The sequence below is a fragment of the Micromonospora sp. NPDC048040 genome (assembly GCF_055587185.1).
Map to the genome: position 1 here is coordinate 50,101 of NZ_JBVJGT010000021.1, position 15,753 is coordinate 65,853.

Here is a 15,753-nt window from a genome sequence, read left to right on the forward strand (position 1 = left end):
ACCGGCGGCGCGTCACTTCTTGCCGGGGGCCTTGCCGTCCCCGGAGTCGGACGAGAGCGCGGCGATGAAGGCCTCCTGGGGGACCTCCACGCGGCCCACCATCTTCATCCGCTTCTTGCCCTCCTTCTGCTTCTCCAGCAGCTTGCGCTTGCGGCTGATGTCACCGCCGTAGCACTTGGCGAGCACGTCCTTGCGGATCGCGCGGATGGTCTCCCGCGCGATCACGCGGCTGCCGATGGCCGCCTGGATCGGCACCTCGAACTGCTGGCGCGGGATCAGGTTGCGCAGCTTCGCCGCGATGGTGACCCCGTAGTTGTACGCCTTGTCCTTGTGCACGATCGCGCTGAACGCGTCCACCGGCTCGCCGTGCAGCAGGATGTCGACCTTGACCAGGTCGGACGACTGCTCGCCCGAGGGCTCGTAGTCCAGCGAGGCGTAGCCCTTGGTGCGGCTCTTCAACTGGTCGAAGAAGTCGAAGATGATCTCCGCGAGGGGCAGCGTGTAGCGCAGCTCCACCCGGTCGGCGGAGAGGTAGTCCATGCCGAGCAGACTCCCCCGGCGGCCCTGGCAGAGCTCCATCACCGCGCCGACGTAGTCGTTCGGGGTCAGCACGGTGGCGCGCACGACCGGCTCGTACACCTCGGCGATCTTGCCCGTGGGGTACTCGCTCGGGTTCGTCACGACGATCTCCTGGCCGTCCTCCGTGATGGCCCGGTAGACCACGTTCGGCGCGGTCGAGATCAGGTCGAGGTTGTACTCGCGCTCCAGCCGCTCCCGGATGATCTCCAGGTGCAGCAGGCCGAGGAAGCCGCAGCGGAAGCCGAAGCCGAGCGCACCCGACGTCTCCGGCTCGTAGTCGAGCGCGGCGTCGTTGAGCTTGAGCTTGTCGAGCGCCTCGCGCAGGTTGGGGTAGTCGGAGCCGTCGATCGGGTAGAGGCCCGAGTAGACCATCGGCTTCGGGTCCTTGTAGCCGCCCAGGGCCTCGGCGGCCGGCCGGGAGTTGATGGTGACCGTGTCACCCACCCGGGACTGGCGGACGTCCTTCACGCCGGTGATCAGGTAACCCACCTCGCCGACGCCGAGCGCGTCGGCCTTCACCATCTCCGGCGAGATGACGCCGATCTCCAGCAGCTCGTGCACGGCGGCGGTGGACATCATCTTGATCCGGTCACGCGCGCTGATCCGCCCGTCGATGACCCGGACGTAGGTGACCACGCCCCGGTAGACGTCGTAGACCGAGTCGAAGATCATCGCGCGGGCGGGCGCCTCTGCGTCGCCGACCGGGGGCTTGAACTGCCGGACGATCTCGTCGAGCAGGTACGGCACGCCCTCGCCGGTCTTGCCGGAGACCCTGATGCAGTCCGCCGGGTCGCCGCCGATGAGGCGCGCCAGCTCCTCGGCGTACTTCTCCGGCTGGGCGGCCGGCAGGTCGATCTTGTTGAGCACCGGGATGATGTGCAGGTCGTTCTCGAGCGCCAGGTAGAGGTTCGCCAGGGTCTGCGCCTCGATGCCCTGCGCGGCGTCGACCAGCAGGATCGCGCCCTCGCAGGCGGCCAGCGACCGGGACACCTCGTAGGTGAAGTCGACGTGGCCCGGAGTGTCGATCATGTTGAGCACGGCGGTCTCGCCGGCCCGGTCACCCTCCCGGACGGTCCAGGGCATCCGGACGGCCTGGCTCTTGATCGTGATGCCGCGCTCGCGCTCGATGTCCATCCGGTCGAGGTACTGCGCACGCATCTGCCGGGGGTCGACCACGCCGGTGAGCTGCAACATCCGGTCGGCCAGGGTCGACTTCCCGTGGTCGATGTGGGCGATGATGCAGAAGTTCCTGATGCGCGCCGGGTCGGTGGCACCAGGAGCGTTCGCGCCGGAATCGAGCGTCGGTGGCACAGCGGTCCGTTCTGGTCGGCTGACGTGAGCGGGCCGGCACGACGCCGGCCCCCTCTATGCTCCCACGTCCCCGCCGCGCGCCCACTGCGCGGGCGATCCCCGCCGCCGAGGATCACCTACGGACCCCACGCCGGGCACGCCGGCGCACGGCGTCACTGCGCCGACGCCCCGGCCGACGTCACTCGGCGGGCGGCTCGACGAAGAGGGCGGCGAGCCGGGGCAACCGCCGCCTGGCCTCCTCCTCGTCGTCGAAGTCCCAGAGGTCGTTGAGGTCCGGCACCGGCGCCGGCTCCCGGTCCGCCGGCAGTTCGGTGGCGGTGGCCCTGCGGTAGGCGTCCCACGGCACCGCCAGCATCTCCTCGGCCGAGAACTCCTCGCCGCTGAGCGACGCCGCCCGCACCTGCGGCAGCCCGGCCAGCGAGTCCGGGTCGCCGACGGCGCGGGCGAAGACCTCGCGGCCCTGGGCCATCAGCCAGCCCCGGAAGTGGTGGAAGCCCTCGTCGGACACCCCTCCGTTGATCAGGTAGGCCGCACCCCAGAGGTCGGCCTTGTGCGAGGCCGACAGCACCCGGGCCTGGTGGCGGGCGTACCCGACGATGTCGTCCGGGTCGCGCTCGGCGAGCAGGGCGACGGCCCGCGCGGCGACCGCGTGCGGCTCTCCCCCGCCGCCCGCCCGGGCCCGGTCGATCAACTGCCAGAAGTCGTCGGTCCTCATGGCCTGGCAGTCTGGCAGACCGCGCCGCCCGTCCCGCCGCAGCGGGAACACCCCGACGAGTCGCGGCCCGGGTCACGGTGCCCCGCGCCTCGTGCAGCATGGTGACGTGACCCCGACGTTCCCGCCCCCGGTGCCGTACCACGCCACCGCCCGCCGGCCGGCGTGGGAGACGCTGCCCGCGGCCCTGCGCACCGCGATCGCCGCCCGGATCGGCGCCCCGGTGGTCGCCGCCCGCGTGGCCGGCGCCGGCTTCACCCGGGGCTTCGCCGCCGTCCTCACCACCGCCGCCGGGGACCGGGCCTTCGTCAAGGCCGCGTCCGCCGCCGAGCAACCGCGCCTGGTCGACTGGTACGCCCGGGAGGCCGCGATCCTCGACCGGCTGCCGGACGGCCTGCCGGCTCCCCGCCCCCGCTGGACGCTGTACGAGGCCGGCTGGTTCGCGCTCTGCCTGGACGCCGTCGACGGCCACACGCCCCGGCTGCCCTGGGACCCGGCCGAGCTGACCGCCACCCTCGCCGGGTACGCCGAGGTCGCCGCCGCGCTGGCCGCGCCCCCGGCCCCGCTGGCCGCGCTCGGGCTGCCCCACCTCGCCGACCTGGCCCGCGAGGACATCCTCTGGTGGGACGAGGTGGCCGCCGGCCGGGAGCCGTCGCCACCGCTGCCCGAGCAGGTGCGCGACCGCCTGCCCGACCTGGTCGCGCTGGAGTCCCGCCTCCCCGGGTACGCCGCCGGGGCGAGCGGCCTGATCCACGGCGACCTCCGGCTGGACAACGTGCTGATCGACGGGACCGGCCGGGCCTGGCTCTGCGACTGGACCTGGCTCTGCCACGGTCCCGCCTGGTTCGACCTGGCCAGCCTGCTCCTCACCGCGTACGCCGACGGCCTGGACGCCGACGCGCTCTTCGCCCGGCATCCGGCGGCGGCGGGCGCGCCCCCGGACGCACTGGACGTCACGCTGGCCGCCCTGTCCGGCTACTTCCTCACCACGGCCGCCTCGGCGCCCGCGACGGCGTCGCCGCACCTGCCGGCGCACCAGCGGTGGAGCGGCGAGCAGTCACTCGCCTGGCTCGCCCGCCGGCAGGGCTGGGCCTGACCCCCGGTGCCCTCGGCCGGCACCCGGGCCTCTCCGCACACGCCGGCCGGACTCCCCGCCCCGGCTGCCCGTGCCCGGCCGGTGTCCGGCTCCCGACCGGCCTGTCGGCCTGTGCCCGAGCGGCCTGTCCGGCCCGTGCCCGAGCGGCCCGTGCCCGAGCCCGTGCCCGAGCGGCCCGTGCCCGAGCCCGTGCCCGAGCGGCCCGTGCCCGAGCCCGTGCCCGAGCGGAGCCGCCCCACCAGGGCCTGGGCGGAGCCGTTTTGGCTCGTCCCGGGCGACCTGGTAACCTGGCTTTTCGCGCAGCGATGACGCCTGCTCGTCGCGCGCAAAAGCAGACCAACCCGAGCTATCAAGACGAGGCTGTCGCGTGGCGAACATCAAGTCCCAGATCAAGCGCAACCGGCAGAACGAGAAGCGCCGGCTGCGTAACAAGTCGGTCAAGTCGTCGCTGAAGACCGCCGTCCGGAAGTTCCACGAGGCCGCGGAGGCTGGTGACGTCGAGAAGGCCACCATCCTCATGCGCGACGCCTCGCGCAAGCTGGACAAGGCGGTCAGCAAGGGCGTGATCCACTCGAACCAGGCCGCGAACCGCAAGTCCGCGATCGCCAAGCGCGTGGTGTCGCTCTCCGCCTGACGCGGCGACCTCAGACCTGACCGGAAGCCCCGGGCACTCCCCGGGGCTTCCGGCTGTCTGCCCTTCTGCGTTCCGCACCGCCACCCGGCCGGGAGAAACCGGCCGGGCTTCCGGCGTGCCGAGGATCACGGCTGAGCATGCCGATGATCACGGCTGAGCGGGCTGCGGATCACGGCCGAAACAGGCGGACGGTCACGGCTGGACGGGCCGGCGGGTCTCCGTCCCGTCACCGGCCGCCCGCGCCACCGGCTCGGCCGTGACGACCACGCCGGGCACGCTGTGCGTGATCCAGTCGACCCTGGCCCGCCCGACCACGGGCTGCATCTGCTGGCGGAAGCGGTCCCGCTCCTGTTCCGGCACGAGGGCCGCGGACCGGACCACCATGGCGGCCACCATGTCGTTGAGCTTCACCATCACCGCCACCGTCGCGGGCAGGATCAGCACCGCCCACCAGGTGACCAGCTCGGCGAGGGCGAGCAGCGCGGCGAGCGCGACGGCGCCCTCGAAGAAGAGAAAGCAGAGCACCCCGCCCGGGTTGACGACGCGCAGCCCGAGGACCCGGGCGTAGAGCGGCCGGTAGCGCTCCTCGTCGGCGGGGATCGTGGCCCACGAGCCGCGGAGGGCTCCGCTCACCGGGCGCCACCCTGCCGGGCGGCCGCGACCGAGAAGACGGCCCGCTCCAGCGCGTACGCCCGGTCGTCCGCCCCGCCCTTGACGGCCGCGTTGCACTCGGCGGCGGCCCGCATCGCCTCGACCAGGCCCTCGGGCGTCCATCCGCGCCCCTGGCGCTGCGCCCGCTCGATCTTCCACGCCGGCATGCCCAGGCTGCTCGCCAACTGGTAGGGGCTGCCCCGACCGGCGGACGCCACCCGGGCCACGGTGCGTACGCCGTCGGCGATCGCGTCGGCGATCGGCACCGGGTCGACCCCGACGTGCAGCGCCCAGCGCAGCGCCTCCAGGGCGGCCGGCACGTCGCCGACCATGGTGGCGTCGGCGACCGTGAAGCCGCTCACCTCGACCCGGCCCCGGTAGTAGCGGGCGACCGTGTCGGCGCCGATCCGGCCGTCGGTGTCGGCCATCAGCTGGGAACAGGCGGCGGCCAGCTCACGCAGGTCGTTGCCGACCGCCGCGATGAGCGCCTCGGCGGCGTCGTCGGTGCACTTCCCGCCGGCGCGGCGGATCTCGTCGCGGACGAACGCCACCCGGTCGCGGTGTCCCTTGAGCTTGGCCGCCGGCACGACCGTCGCGCCGGCCGCCTTCAGCCCGTCGGCGAACGCCTTGCCCTTGGCCCCGCCGAGGTGCAGCACGACGAGCTGCACCTCGGGGTCGGGATTCTTCGCGTACGCCAGCAGGGCCGCCACCAGGTCCTTACGGGCGTCCTGGCCGGCGCGGAGCACCAGCACCCGCCGCCCGCCGAAGAGGGAAGGACTGAGCATCTCGGCGATCTCGCCGACAGTCAGGGCGCCGGCCTGGTACTCGCGGACGTCCACGTCGGGGTCGACACTGCGGGCCCGGGCGACGGCTTCGGTGACCGCGCGCGTGGCGAGCAGCTCCTCGTCGCCGAGGACGAGCAGAATGGGAGCGAGGCTGGCGGCGGTCACGCCGCCCATATTCGCACGGCCGGCGGCCCGATCCAGCCTGCTCATCCGCACTGTGACGGCAGAGCCCGCACTCAGTGCAAATCCAGACATTTATCTCAGTACGCCGCCAAAGCCGAGAATTGGCATCGACTCCTACGGCTGTCGGCCTGGCGGGGTGCCGCGCGTCACGACCGCGAGGCCCGACCGGCCGAGCACCGCCGCCACGTCCCCGTCGGTGTCCGTACGCAGCACCCGCGCCCCGCCCCGGGCCAGCCGCCCCAGCACCGCCGGGTGCGGATGCCCGTACGTGTTGCCGGCCCCGACCGGCACCAGGGCGACCGCCGGGCGGACCGCGTCCAGGAAGGCCGGATCCTGGTAGGCGGAGCCGTGGTGGGCCACCTTCAGCACGTCGGCCCGCAACCCGCCCGGCACGGCGCTGTCGAGCAGCGCCCGCTGCTCCTCGGTCTCGGCGTCGCCGGCGAGCAGGACCCGCACCCCGGCGACCGTGGCGAGCAGCACCAGCGAGTTGTTGTTCGGGTCCGACCGGGTGCCCCGAAGCGGGTGGGGCGGACCGACGACGACCAGATCGAGCACGCCCTCCCGGTACCGCCAACCGGCCCGGCCGGCGACCACCTCGGTCGAGTGCGCCGCCGCCTCGGCGCGGACGAGATCCCGCCCGGCCGCCGGCTCCGCCCACTGCGGAGCGAGCACGGCGTCCACCGGCCGTCCCCGGAACACGCCCGCCACACCGCCCGCGTGGTCGACGTGGAAGTGGCTGAACACCAGCAGCGCGACCTCGCGTACGCCGAGCCGGCGCAGACAGCCGTCCGCCGCCGCCGGATCCGGCCCGGCGTCGACCACCACCGCCCGGCCCGGGGCGACCGGCAGCACGACGGTGTCTCCCTGGCCGACCGCGCAGGCGGCGACCACCCAGTTCGCCGGGGGCCAGCCGGGGGCCGCCAGCCGCACCGGCAGCGCGCCGGCCACCACCGCGACGACGACCACCGCCACCAGCCGGCGGACCACCGGGCGTCGGGCGGCCACCAGCAGCGCGACGGTCAGCCCGGCCAGCAGGAGGGCCCCGGGAACGCCGCCCGGCCACGGCAGCGTCCCGGCCGGCAGCCGCGCCCCGTGCCGCGCCACCGTGACCAGCCACCAGGCCGGCCAACTGGCCAGCCAGGCGAGGAACTCGGCCCCGGCGGGCCAGACGGGCGACACCGCCGCCGCCAGCACGCCGAGCACCGTGGCGGGCGCGATCGCCGGCACCGCGAGCAGGTTCGCCGGCACGGCGACCAGGCTCACCGTGCCCGAGATCCCGGCCACCACCGGGGCGCAGGCGAGCTGCGCGGCGGCCGGCACCGCCAGTGCCTCGGCGAACCCGGCCGGCACGCCGCGGCGGCGCAGCCCGTCGCGCCACCTCGGGGCGAGCAGCAGCAGGCCGCCGGTGGCCAGGACGGAGAGCGCGAAGCCGGCGTCACCGGCCAGTTCCGGGTCGAACAGCAACAGCACGGCCACGCCGGCGGACAGCGCGGGCAGGGCCGCCCGGGGACGCCCGGCCGCCAGCGCGGCCAGCCCGATCGCGCCCATCGTGGCGGCCCGCACCACGCTCGGCGAGGGGCGGACCAGGACGACGAACCCCACCAGGGCCAGCCCGCAGAGCCCGGCGGCCAGCCAGGGGCCGGCCCTCGCCCAACGGGCCAGCAGCAGCACGGCGCCGACGACGATGGCCACGTTGGAGCCGGAGACGGCGTTCAGGTGGGTCATGCCGGTGGCGAGGAAGTCCTCCTCCACCGTGGGCGGCAACCGGCTCGTGTCGCCCACGACCAGGCCGGGCAGCAGGCCGCCCTGCTCGTCGGGGAGCGGCGCGCAGGCGCGTTGCAGGCCGGCGCGGAGCGCCCCGGCCGCCCGCTGCGACGTCGGCGCGGCACCGTGCCGCTCCGGCGGGCCGGCGGCGCTCAGCACGGCGCCCGTCAGGTCCCCGCCGCGCGGGACGGCCAGCCTCCCCTCGGCGGTCAGCCGCTGCCCGGGCAGCAACCCCTTCCAGCCCGGGTCGGCGGCGAGGACCAGCACGCGGACCGGCGCGACGACCCGCCGCCCGTCCGGGCCGGTGACCCCGGTCAGCTCGCTCGGCACGAGCAGGGTGGCCGGCCGCCCGGCGACACCGCGTACGGGGCGGGGATCGTCGCGGACGACCAGTTCGGCGGTGACGACGGCACGCTCCTCCACCAGTGCGCGTACCGGCCCGGCGTCGCGGAGGGACACCCGGGCGGCGGTCGCCGTCGCGCCGCAGACCACGCCGATCAGCACCGCGACGGCGATCCAGCCGTACCGCCGGACGGGGGCGGACGGCCGGCCGAGGGCGCCGACGAGGTGGAGCCCGGCCAGGCCCGCCACCCCGGCGGCCACCGCCGCCAGCAACAGCGTCACGCCGGCGGTCAGGTGCAGCCCGGCCAGCGCGGCGAGCCAGGCCGCCACGGCCAGGCCGGCCAGCCGCAGGTCCGGCTCCTCCGCCGGCCGGCGCCCCACGGCGCCCGGCGTGCCGCCGACGGCAGCCGTCACCGGCGACGGTCCCTCGGCCCGCGCCGGCGTTCCGCCCGCGGTCACACCGTCACCAGGTCCTTGAGCTGCTCGTACCGGGCGTCGCCGATGCCGTCGACCTGGCGCAGGTCGCCGACCGAGCGGAAGCCGCCCTGCTGGTCGCGGTGGTCGAGGATGCGCTGGGCGAGCACCGGACCCACTCCGGGCAGGGCGTCGAGCTGCGCGAGCGTCGCGGTGTTCAGGTTGAGCCGGCCGCCCGCGCCGGGTGCCGCTCCCGGAGCCCCGCCGGGCGCCGCGCCGGGCGGTGGTGTCGCGCCCGGCGCGGCGGCGACGCCGACCAGGATCAGCTCCCCGTCGGTGACCTTCCGGGCCGGGTTGAGCAGGGCCACGTCCACTCCGGGCAGCGCCCCGCCGGCCGCCTCGACCACGTCGGCGACCCGGGCGCCGGCCGGCACCCGGACCAGCCCGGGACGGCGTACCTTGCCGGCGACCGCGACCACCAGCTCGCCGGCGGGGGACGCCCCCGGCTCCACCGGCCCGGTCGCCGACACCACGGGCGGCTCGGCGGTGGCCACCGGCCGGACCGGCTCGGCCTGCGGTCGGGACCGCCAGGCCCAGAAGCCGGCCCCGAGCACCACCAGCACGGCGACGACGGCCAGCGCCCGCACACCCCGCCGCCCGGGGTCGAACGCGCCCGGCCCCGGCAACCGGGAGGACGTCGCCGCCTCGGCCGTGGCCGCCGTGGTCCCAGGCGGCGGATCGGGTTCCGGCGGCGCCGTCCGCCCGGCCGGGACCGGGGCGAGGGCCGGCGCCGACCGGAACGCCGGAGCGGTGCCGGGACCGGGCCCCGGCCACGACTCCGGGTCGGTCCCGGCCGGTGCCGACGGAGACCATCCGGTGTGCTCGGCGAACCGGGCCTCGCGCGCCGGCGTACCGGCCGAGGGCGGGCCCGTCACCAGCCGGCGCAGCCGTTCCCGGACCACCGTCTCCTCGTCGTCTGACACGACGCGAGGCTAGGACCGCGGTGGCCGTCCGGAGGGGGCCGCGAGGCCGGCTGTGGACGGCGCAGCCCCCTGTGGACAACCGCCTGATCATGCCCAAGCTGTGCTAGGCCCCGGCAAGCCGCAGGTCAGCGCGCCTCCGGATCCGGACCGAAGACCGACCGTCCCCCGTCGACCGGCAGGGTCACCCCGTTGACGAAGCCCGCCACCGGCGACAGCAGGTACGCGACGGCCTCCGCCACCTCCTCCGGCCGGCCGATCCGGCCGACCGGGTGCAGCCGGGTCAGCTCGGCGTCGATCCACTCCGCCGCGGCCGGCTCCTGCCCGGCCAGGAAGGCGGCGTGCCGTTCGGTGGCGATCGAGCCCAACGCCACGGTGTTGGTCCGAATGCCCTGTAGGCCGTACTCGACGGCCAGCGACCGGGTCAGCCCCTCGACGGCGGCCTTCGCGGTCGCGTACGGCAGGCAGCCGGGCACCGGCCGCCGAGCCTGGTGGGAGGAGACGTTCACGATGGCCCCGCCCGTGCCGGCCGCCAGGTAACGGCGCACCGCCGTCGCCGCACCGACCACGGCGGGACGCAGGTTGCGCCCGATCAGGTCGAGCACCTCGCCGACCGGATCGGCGTGCAGCGAGGCGTCCCGGAACACCGCCGCGTTGTTTACCCAGCCGGTCAGCGGCCCGGTCTCCTCGGCGAGGTCGGCGGCCCGGGCGGCGACCTGCTCATCGCCGGCGTCACCGACGACCGCCGCCAGCCGGTCGGCGGCCGGGTGCGCGGTCAGCCAGGCCACCGCGTCGGGATCGTGCTCCACGACCACGACCGCGTCCCCCGCGCCGAGGAGCCGCTCCACGACGGCCCGGCCGATCCCGCGCCCGCCACCGGTCACCACACAGGACATCGCATCCTCCCCGACTCCGTCGGCGGCGCCGCCGGCCGCGTGTCGGCCGCCCCCGCTGCCCCGTCCGGTGGGGCAGCTCGACAGCGTCGGCGGGGCACGACCGTCGCGGAATCGACGTTAGTCGGTGGCGGGCGGCCGGCGGTGCACGACCACGCAGGCCAGGCCCGGCCCGGCGTGCGCGGCGACCACCGCGCCCGCCTCCGAGACGTACGCGTGGTGCAGGCGGTCGCCCAGCCGGGCGGTCAGTGTCTCCAGCAGCGCCTCGGCCCGCTGTGGCGCGGCCAGGTGGTGCACGGCCAGGTCGACGTCGTCGTCGCCGGCCGCCTCGACGGCCAGGTCGACGAGCCGGGCCACGCCCCGGCTGGCGGTGCGCACCTTGTCCCTGACGACGATCGCCCCGTCCGGCATGTGCATGATCGGCTTGACCGACAGCGCGGTGCCGAGCAGCGCCTCCGCGGCGCCGATCCGGCCGCCCCGGCGCAGGAACTCCAGCGTGTCGACGTAGAACCAGATGCTGGTGCGGTCGACCGCCGCCAGCGCCGCGTCGCGTACGCCCGGAAGGTCCCCGCCCCGCTCGGCCGCCGTGGCGGCGGCGACGGCCGGGAAGCCCAGGCCCATGCCGGTCGAGCGGCTGTCGACCACGGCGACCCGGTCGCCGAACTCGGCGGCGGCCAGCCGAGCGGCCTCCACCGTGCCGGAGAGCTCGGCCGACAGGTGCACCGACACGATGCCGTCGGCACCGGAGTCGAACAGGTCCCGGTACGTCCGCGCGAACTGCTCGGGGGCGGGGCGGGAGGTGCTCACCGAGACCCGTCGAGCGCCGAGCGCCCGGGTGGCGTCGGCCGGGGTGACCTCCACCCCCTCCAGCCCTTCCGCGCCGTTGAGCACGACGGTCAACGGCACCACTGTCAGCCGGCGGGCGTGCAGCAGCTCGGGCGGGAGGTAGGCGGTGGAGTCGGTGACGACCGCGACGGGCATGCCCGGCACGCTAGCCGATCGCGGCGGGGAACGCCGGGGTCAGACGGCCTCGGTGGTGGCCGGCACAGTGATCAGGCCGACATTGTGGGCGCGCAGGTGCCAGCCCCGGGCGTCGTCGTGCCGCAGCTCCGTCCAGTGGCAGTTGGACAGCGACCCCACGGTACGCAGCACCGCGTGCTCCCAGCCGAGCAGCTGGCCGACGCCCTGCCGGGCGCCGCCGCCGTGGGTGGTCACCACGACGGTGCCACCGGGGGCCAGGTCGGCGGCGTCCTGGAACGCCGCGCCGATCCGCTTGCCGAGATCGTCGAGGGTCTCGATGCCGGAGCCCGGATCCGGGTCACCGGCCCGCCAGCGGGCGAACTCGGCGGGGTGTCGCTCGGCCGCCTCGGTGAGCACGAGCCCCTGCCAGAGCCCGAAGTGCCGCTCCCGCAGCCGCGGGTCGGTGCGCACCGGCAACCCGGTCAGCGCCGCCAGCGCGGCGGCGGTGTCCGCCGCGCGGCTCAGGTCGCTGGCGACGATGGCGTCCGGCCGCAGCGCGGCGAGCAGGGGCGCGGCGGTGCGGGCCTGCTCGCGGCCGAGGTCGTTCAGCGGCACGTCGGTCTGTCCCTGGACCCGGCTGGCGGCGTTCCAGTCCGTGTTGCCGTGCCGCCAGATGATCAGACGGGTCATTCCGCGGCGGCGGAGCCGGTGCCGGACTCGGCGTCGACCAGGTCCCGATCGACGAACGGGATCGTCGGGCAGTCCTTCCAGAGCCGGTCGAGGGCGTAGAACTCGCGCTCCTCGGTGTGCTGGACGTGCACCACGATGTCGACGTAGTCCAGCAGCACCCACCGGCCGCCCCGCTCACCCTCGCGCCGGACCGGCTTGGCCTTCTCCGGAAGCTGGAGCAGGCGCTCCTCGATGGCGTCGACGATGGCGAGCACCTGACGCTCGTTCGGGGCGGCGGCGAGCAGGAACGCGTCGGTGATGGCGAGCTGGTCGCCCACGTCGATGATGACGATGTCCTGCGCCTTCTTGTCGGCCGCGGCCTGGGCGGCGGCGATCGCCAACTCGTGAGCGCGTTCGGAAACTGTCACCGTTCTCCTTCGATCAACCGTGCGATCCTCCAAGCCTCTCACACACGGCAGAATCCCGACTCGTCAGTTCTGACGCGTTACCCGGCCGAACCACCCGATACCGGGTCGGATCACTGCTGGTAGAGGCGCCGTTTGGCGATGTACTGCACCACACCGTCCGGCACGAGGTACCAGACCGGCTCCCCGCGGGCGACCCGCGCGCGGCAGTTCGTGGACGAGATGGCCATCGCCGGGACCTGCACCAGGCTCACCGTGTCGGCGGGCAGGTGCGCGTCGGTGAGCTCGAAGCCGGGCCGGGTCACCCCGATGAAGTGGGCCAGCTCGAAGATCTCGTCCAGGTCCTTCCAGGAGAGGATCTTCTCCAGCGCGTCGGCGCCGGTGATGAAGAAGAGCTGCACCTTCGGGCCGTACTCGGCGTGCAGGTCACGCAGCGTGTCGACCGTGTAGGTGGGCCCGCCCCGGTCGATGTCGACCCGGCTGACCTGGAAGCGGGGGTTGGAGGCGGTGGCGATCACCGTCATCAGGTAGCGGTCCTCGGCCGGGCTGACCGGCTGGTCCTCCTTCTGCCACGGCTGGCCGGTGGGGACGAAGACCACCTCGTCCAAGCCGAACCGGTCCGCCACCTCGCTGGCCGCGACGAGGTGCCCGTGGTGGATCGGATCGAAGGTCCCGCCCATGATGCCGATCCGCCGGATGTCCTCCTCCATCCGATGATCGTAGGCCGGGCACGGCCGACGGCGACCCGGGGCCGCCGGCCGTCCCCGCCTACGGTCCGCTCAGGCCGACGCGGCGGCCGTCGCCGTCCGGGCCACCAGCGCCCGGCGCAGGTCGTCGTCCAGGTCGGTGACCCAGCGCCGCAGGCCGGGCGTGAGGTCGTCCCGGGCCAGCAGGGCCGCGGCCAATTCCCGGGTGGGCTGCGCCACGGCGTACCGGGGGAAGGCCCGCACGGTGACATCGTCGGCCACCCAGGGGGTACGCAGCTTAGCCGCCGCCGGCATGTCGGCGAAGTACCGCTCGACGTACGGTGCGGTCAGCTCGGCCTGCTCCGGCTGCCAGAAACCCTCGGCGGTCGCCTCCACGAGGCGGTTGGACAGCTCGGTGTTGCGCACCACGATCTCCCAGGCGACCCGCTTGGCCTCCCCGTCCGGCAGCGCCGCCCGGCAGCAGGCGGCCCGCTCCGCCCCGGTGGCGCTACGGTCCGCGGCCGCCTCGGCGGCGATCTCCGCCTCGCCGGCCGCGCCCAGCACCACCAGACGCAGCAGCAGCGCCCAGCGCAGGTCGGCGTCGACGGCCAGGCCCTCCGGCACGCCGTCACCGGCCAGCCACCCGGCGAGCAGCCTGGTGTCGGTGGTGGCGGCGATCAGGCCCCGGGCGGCGGCGAGCTGCAACGAGCCCCCGGCCGGCGCCCCGGCGAGCAGCGCCGCGCACGCCCCGGCGACCCGGAGCAGGGCGGCGTCCCGGGCGAGCGGGTCCAGGTAGCGGTCGATCAGCCGGCGGCTCAGGGTGAGCACCTCCTCGGCGATCGTCACCTCCGTCTCGGCGGGCAGCGCCGCGGCGACCAGGGCGACCAGCGAGGTGACCGGGCGCTCCCCGTCGGTGGCCGCGTCGAGCGCCTCGCCCCAGAGCAGGGCCCGGGCCAGCGGGTCGGCGAGCCCCGGCAGCACCATGGGCACCGCGTCGGCCGAAGCCGGGTCGAGGCGGATCTTGGCGAAGGTCAGGTCGCCGTCGTTCGGCAGCAGCAGCCCGGTGGCCGCCTCGCCGAGCAGCGGGGTGAGCGTGGTCCGCCCGCCGTCGGCGTCCGGGTCCAGGTCGACCTCGAAGCGGCTCGCCGTGCCGTCGGCGTACCGGCCCACGCCGACGCGGTGCGGGCGCAGCACCGGGTGCGACGCGGGGGCGGTCTGCACGATCGCCGCGTCCCGCCAGCGCCCGTCGGCGTCGACCGAGGTCTCGATGCGCAGCGTGTTGACCTGCGCGCTGCGCAGCCACCGGTCGGCCCAGGCGCCCAGGTCCCGCCCGCCGGCGTCGCCGAGGGCGGCCAGCAGGTCGGTCAGCGTGGCGTTGCCGAACCGGTGCTTCGCGAAGTGCGCGTTCAGCCCGGCGAGGAACACCTCGTCGCCCAGCCAGGCGACGAGCTGCCGCAGCACGCTGGCCCCCTTGGCGTACGAGATGCCGTCGAAGTTGAGCAGGGCCTCGGCGGCGTCGGCAACCTCGGCCGGGGCGACGGGGTGGGTCGACGGCCGCTGGTCGGCGGTGTAGCCCCAGGACTTGCGGCGGATCGCGAAGGTCGTCCAGGCCCGGTCGAAGCGGGTCGCCTCGGCGGTCACCCGGGTGCCCAGGTACTCGGCGAAGGACTCGTTCAGCCAGAGGTCGTCCCACCAGCGCATGGTGACGAGGTCGCCGAACCACATGTGCGCCATCTCGTGCGCGATGGTGGTGGCGCGCACCTCGCGCTGGCTGTCGGTGACCGCCGAGCGGAACACGTAGTCGTCCCGGAAGGTGACCAGGCCGGGGTTCTCCATCGCGCCGGCGTTGAACTCGGGCACGAACGCCTGGTCGTACTTGCCGAACGGGTAGCGATCGGCGAAGAGTTGGTGGAAGCGGTCGAGGCACTGCTTCGTGACGGTGAGGATCTCGTCGAGGTCGGCGTCCAGGTGGGCGGCGAGGGAACGGCGGCAGTACACGCCGAGGGGGATGCCGTCGTGGGAGTCGCGGCGGACGTGCCAGGGGCCGGCGACCACCGAGAAGAAGTACGTGGCCAGCGGGGCGGTGGGGGCGAACTCCCAGCGCCCCGGCCGGGGGTTCGCGGCGAGCGCCCCGTTGGCGGCGACCGTCCACTCCGCCGGGGCGGTGACCGAGAGCGTCACCGGGGCCTTCAGGTCCGGCTGGTCGAAGGCGGCGAAGATGCGCGGCGCCTCGTCCAGGAAGGACATCGCATACAAGTACGTCTCGCCGTCGGCCGGGTCGACGAAGCGGTGCATCCCCTCGCCGGTGTTCGAGTACGCCATCTCGGCGGTGACGGTGAGCGTGTTCTCCGCCGCCAGGTCGGCCAGCGGGAACCGGCCGTCGGCCAGCGCGGCCGGGTCGAGGTCCCGGTCGTTGAGGCGTACCGTCAGCAGCTTCGCGGGCTTGACGTCGACGAAGGTCTGCGCCCCGGCGGCGGCCCGGAACCGGATGGTGGCGGTCGAGCGGAACCGCTCGCCGTCGCCGGTCAGGTCGAGGTCCACCTGGTAGGACTCGACGGTGATCGCCGCGCCACGCGCGGTCGCCTCTACACGGGTCAGGCTCGGCATCCGCTTATCCTGCCCGATGGGGATCCGCACGTGTTTCCCATGACCCCGTGGCACTGGAGGAC

At 75.0% G+C, this 15,753-nt stretch carries 14 protein-coding genes; 2 read left to right on the forward strand and 12 right to left on the reverse strand.

Features of this window, described 5'->3' with window-relative positions; all coding sequences use genetic code 11:
* Positions 1–12 precede the first annotated feature (12 nt).
* Both lepA and ACZ6O2_RS20650 read right to left on the reverse strand, forming a co-directional pair.
* Positions 13–1,890, reverse strand: a complete 1,878-nt coding sequence (lepA, locus tag ACZ6O2_RS20645) for a translation elongation factor 4 (RefSeq protein WP_350710822.1) — start codon at positions 1,888–1,890, stop codon at positions 13–15.
* A gap of 178 nt (positions 1,891–2,068) precedes the next feature.
* Positions 2,069–2,605, reverse strand: coding sequence for a DUF4240 domain-containing protein (locus ACZ6O2_RS20650; protein ID WP_357460400.1), 537 nt, complete (start codon positions 2,603–2,605; stop codon positions 2,069–2,071).
* On the opposite strand from ACZ6O2_RS20650, the gene ACZ6O2_RS20655 reads away from it, so the two are divergent.
* Both ACZ6O2_RS20655 and rpsT read left to right on the forward strand, forming a co-directional pair.
* Positions 2,487–3,698 carry a phosphotransferase family protein gene (locus ACZ6O2_RS20655; protein ID WP_466023942.1) on the forward strand — a complete coding sequence of 404 codons (1,212 nt, stop codon included), beginning with the start codon at positions 2,487–2,489 and terminating at the stop codon, positions 3,696–3,698. The two genes, ACZ6O2_RS20650 and ACZ6O2_RS20655, sit on opposite strands and share 119 nt — an antisense overlap.
* Before the next feature lie 367 nt (positions 3,699–4,065).
* On the forward strand, positions 4,066–4,332 hold the full coding sequence (rpsT, locus tag ACZ6O2_RS20660; protein WP_091104033.1) for a 30S ribosomal protein S20: 267 nt from the start codon (positions 4,066–4,068) through the stop codon (positions 4,330–4,332).
* Between the two features lie 192 nt (positions 4,333–4,524).
* On the opposite strand, the gene ACZ6O2_RS20665 is transcribed toward rpsT, so the two are convergent.
* The 10 genes from ACZ6O2_RS20665 to pepN all read right to left on the reverse strand — a co-directional run bounded on the left by ACZ6O2_RS20665 (position 4,525) and on the right by pepN (position 15,691).
* The gene (locus ACZ6O2_RS20665) at positions 4,525–4,965 is read right to left on the reverse strand and encodes a hypothetical protein (RefSeq protein ID WP_350710828.1); all 441 of its coding nucleotides are present in this window, start codon (positions 4,963–4,965) and stop codon (positions 4,525–4,527) included.
* On the reverse strand, positions 4,962–5,942 hold the full coding sequence (gene holA / locus ACZ6O2_RS20670) for a DNA polymerase III subunit delta (RefSeq protein WP_466023969.1): 981 nt from the start codon (positions 5,940–5,942) through the stop codon (positions 4,962–4,964). Before holA ends, ACZ6O2_RS20665 begins: the two co-directional genes overlap by 4 nt.
* A 123-nt stretch (positions 5,943–6,065) precedes the next feature.
* The gene (locus tag ACZ6O2_RS20675) at positions 6,066–8,471 is read right to left on the reverse strand and encodes a ComEC/Rec2 family competence protein (protein WP_466023943.1); all 2,406 of its coding nucleotides are present in this window, start codon (positions 8,469–8,471) and stop codon (positions 6,066–6,068) included.
* Between the two features lie 41 nt (positions 8,472–8,512).
* Positions 8,513–9,454 carry a ComEA family DNA-binding protein gene (locus ACZ6O2_RS20680; protein ID WP_466023944.1) on the reverse strand — a complete coding sequence of 314 codons (942 nt, stop codon included), beginning with the start codon at positions 9,452–9,454 and terminating at the stop codon, positions 8,513–8,515.
* A 125-nt stretch (positions 9,455–9,579) separates the two neighbouring features.
* Positions 9,580–10,347, reverse strand: a complete 768-nt coding sequence (locus ACZ6O2_RS20685; protein WP_466023945.1) for an SDR family NAD(P)-dependent oxidoreductase — start codon at positions 10,345–10,347, stop codon at positions 9,580–9,582.
* Positions 10,348–10,464: 117 nt separating this feature from the next.
* Positions 10,465–11,325 (reverse strand): DegV family protein, encoded by an 861-nt coding sequence (locus ACZ6O2_RS20690; protein WP_466023946.1) that lies wholly within the window; start codon positions 11,323–11,325, stop codon positions 10,465–10,467.
* Between the two features lie 39 nt (positions 11,326–11,364).
* Entirely contained in the window at positions 11,365–11,994 is a 630-nt protein-coding gene (locus ACZ6O2_RS20695) for a histidine phosphatase family protein (protein ID WP_350710836.1), read from the reverse strand.
* Positions 11,991–12,401: a ribosome silencing factor gene (gene rsfS, locus ACZ6O2_RS20700; RefSeq protein ID WP_350710838.1), complete on the reverse strand. Its 411-nt coding sequence runs from the start codon at positions 12,399–12,401 to the stop codon at positions 11,991–11,993. Before rsfS ends, ACZ6O2_RS20695 begins: the two co-directional genes overlap by 4 nt.
* Positions 12,402–12,511: 110 nt before the next feature.
* The gene (gene nadD, locus ACZ6O2_RS20705) at positions 12,512–13,108 is read right to left on the reverse strand and encodes a nicotinate-nucleotide adenylyltransferase (RefSeq protein WP_350710840.1); all 597 of its coding nucleotides are present in this window, start codon (positions 13,106–13,108) and stop codon (positions 12,512–12,514) included.
* A 69-nt stretch (positions 13,109–13,177) separates the two neighbouring features.
* A complete protein-coding gene (pepN, locus tag ACZ6O2_RS20710; RefSeq protein WP_350710842.1) occupies positions 13,178–15,691 on the reverse strand; it encodes an aminopeptidase N in 2,514 nt (837 codons plus the stop codon).
* Between the last annotated feature and the right edge of the window lie 62 nt (positions 15,692–15,753).

What these genes read in the sequence shown, in the direction of transcription:
- ACZ6O2_RS20690 (WP_466023946.1), bottom strand. Translation starts at nt 11,325, where the DNA reads ATGCCCGTCGCGGTCGTCACCGACTCCACCGCCTACCTCCCGCCCGAG.
- ACZ6O2_RS20655 (WP_466023942.1), top strand. Translation starts at nt 2,487, where the DNA reads ATGTCGTCCGGGTCGCGCTCGGCGAGCAGGGCGACGGCCCGCGCGGCG.
- ACZ6O2_RS20695 (WP_350710836.1), bottom strand. Translation starts at nt 11,994, where the DNA reads ATGACCCGTCTGATCATCTGGCGGCACGGCAACACGGACTGGAACGCC.
- holA (WP_466023969.1), bottom strand. Translation starts at nt 5,942, where the DNA reads ATGGGCGGCGTGACCGCCGCCAGCCTCGCTCCCATTCTGCTCGTCCTC.
- nadD (WP_350710840.1), bottom strand. Translation starts at nt 13,108, where the DNA reads ATGGAGGAGGACATCCGGCGGATCGGCATCATGGGCGGGACCTTCGAT.
- ACZ6O2_RS20650 (WP_357460400.1), bottom strand. Translation starts at nt 2,605, where the DNA reads ATGAGGACCGACGACTTCTGGCAGTTGATCGACCGGGCCCGGGCGGGC.
- pepN (WP_350710842.1), bottom strand. Translation starts at nt 15,691, where the DNA reads ATGCCGAGCCTGACCCGTGTAGAGGCGACCGCGCGTGGCGCGGCGATC.
- ACZ6O2_RS20685 (WP_466023945.1), bottom strand. Translation starts at nt 10,347, where the DNA reads ATGTCCTGTGTGGTGACCGGTGGCGGGCGCGGGATCGGCCGGGCCGTC.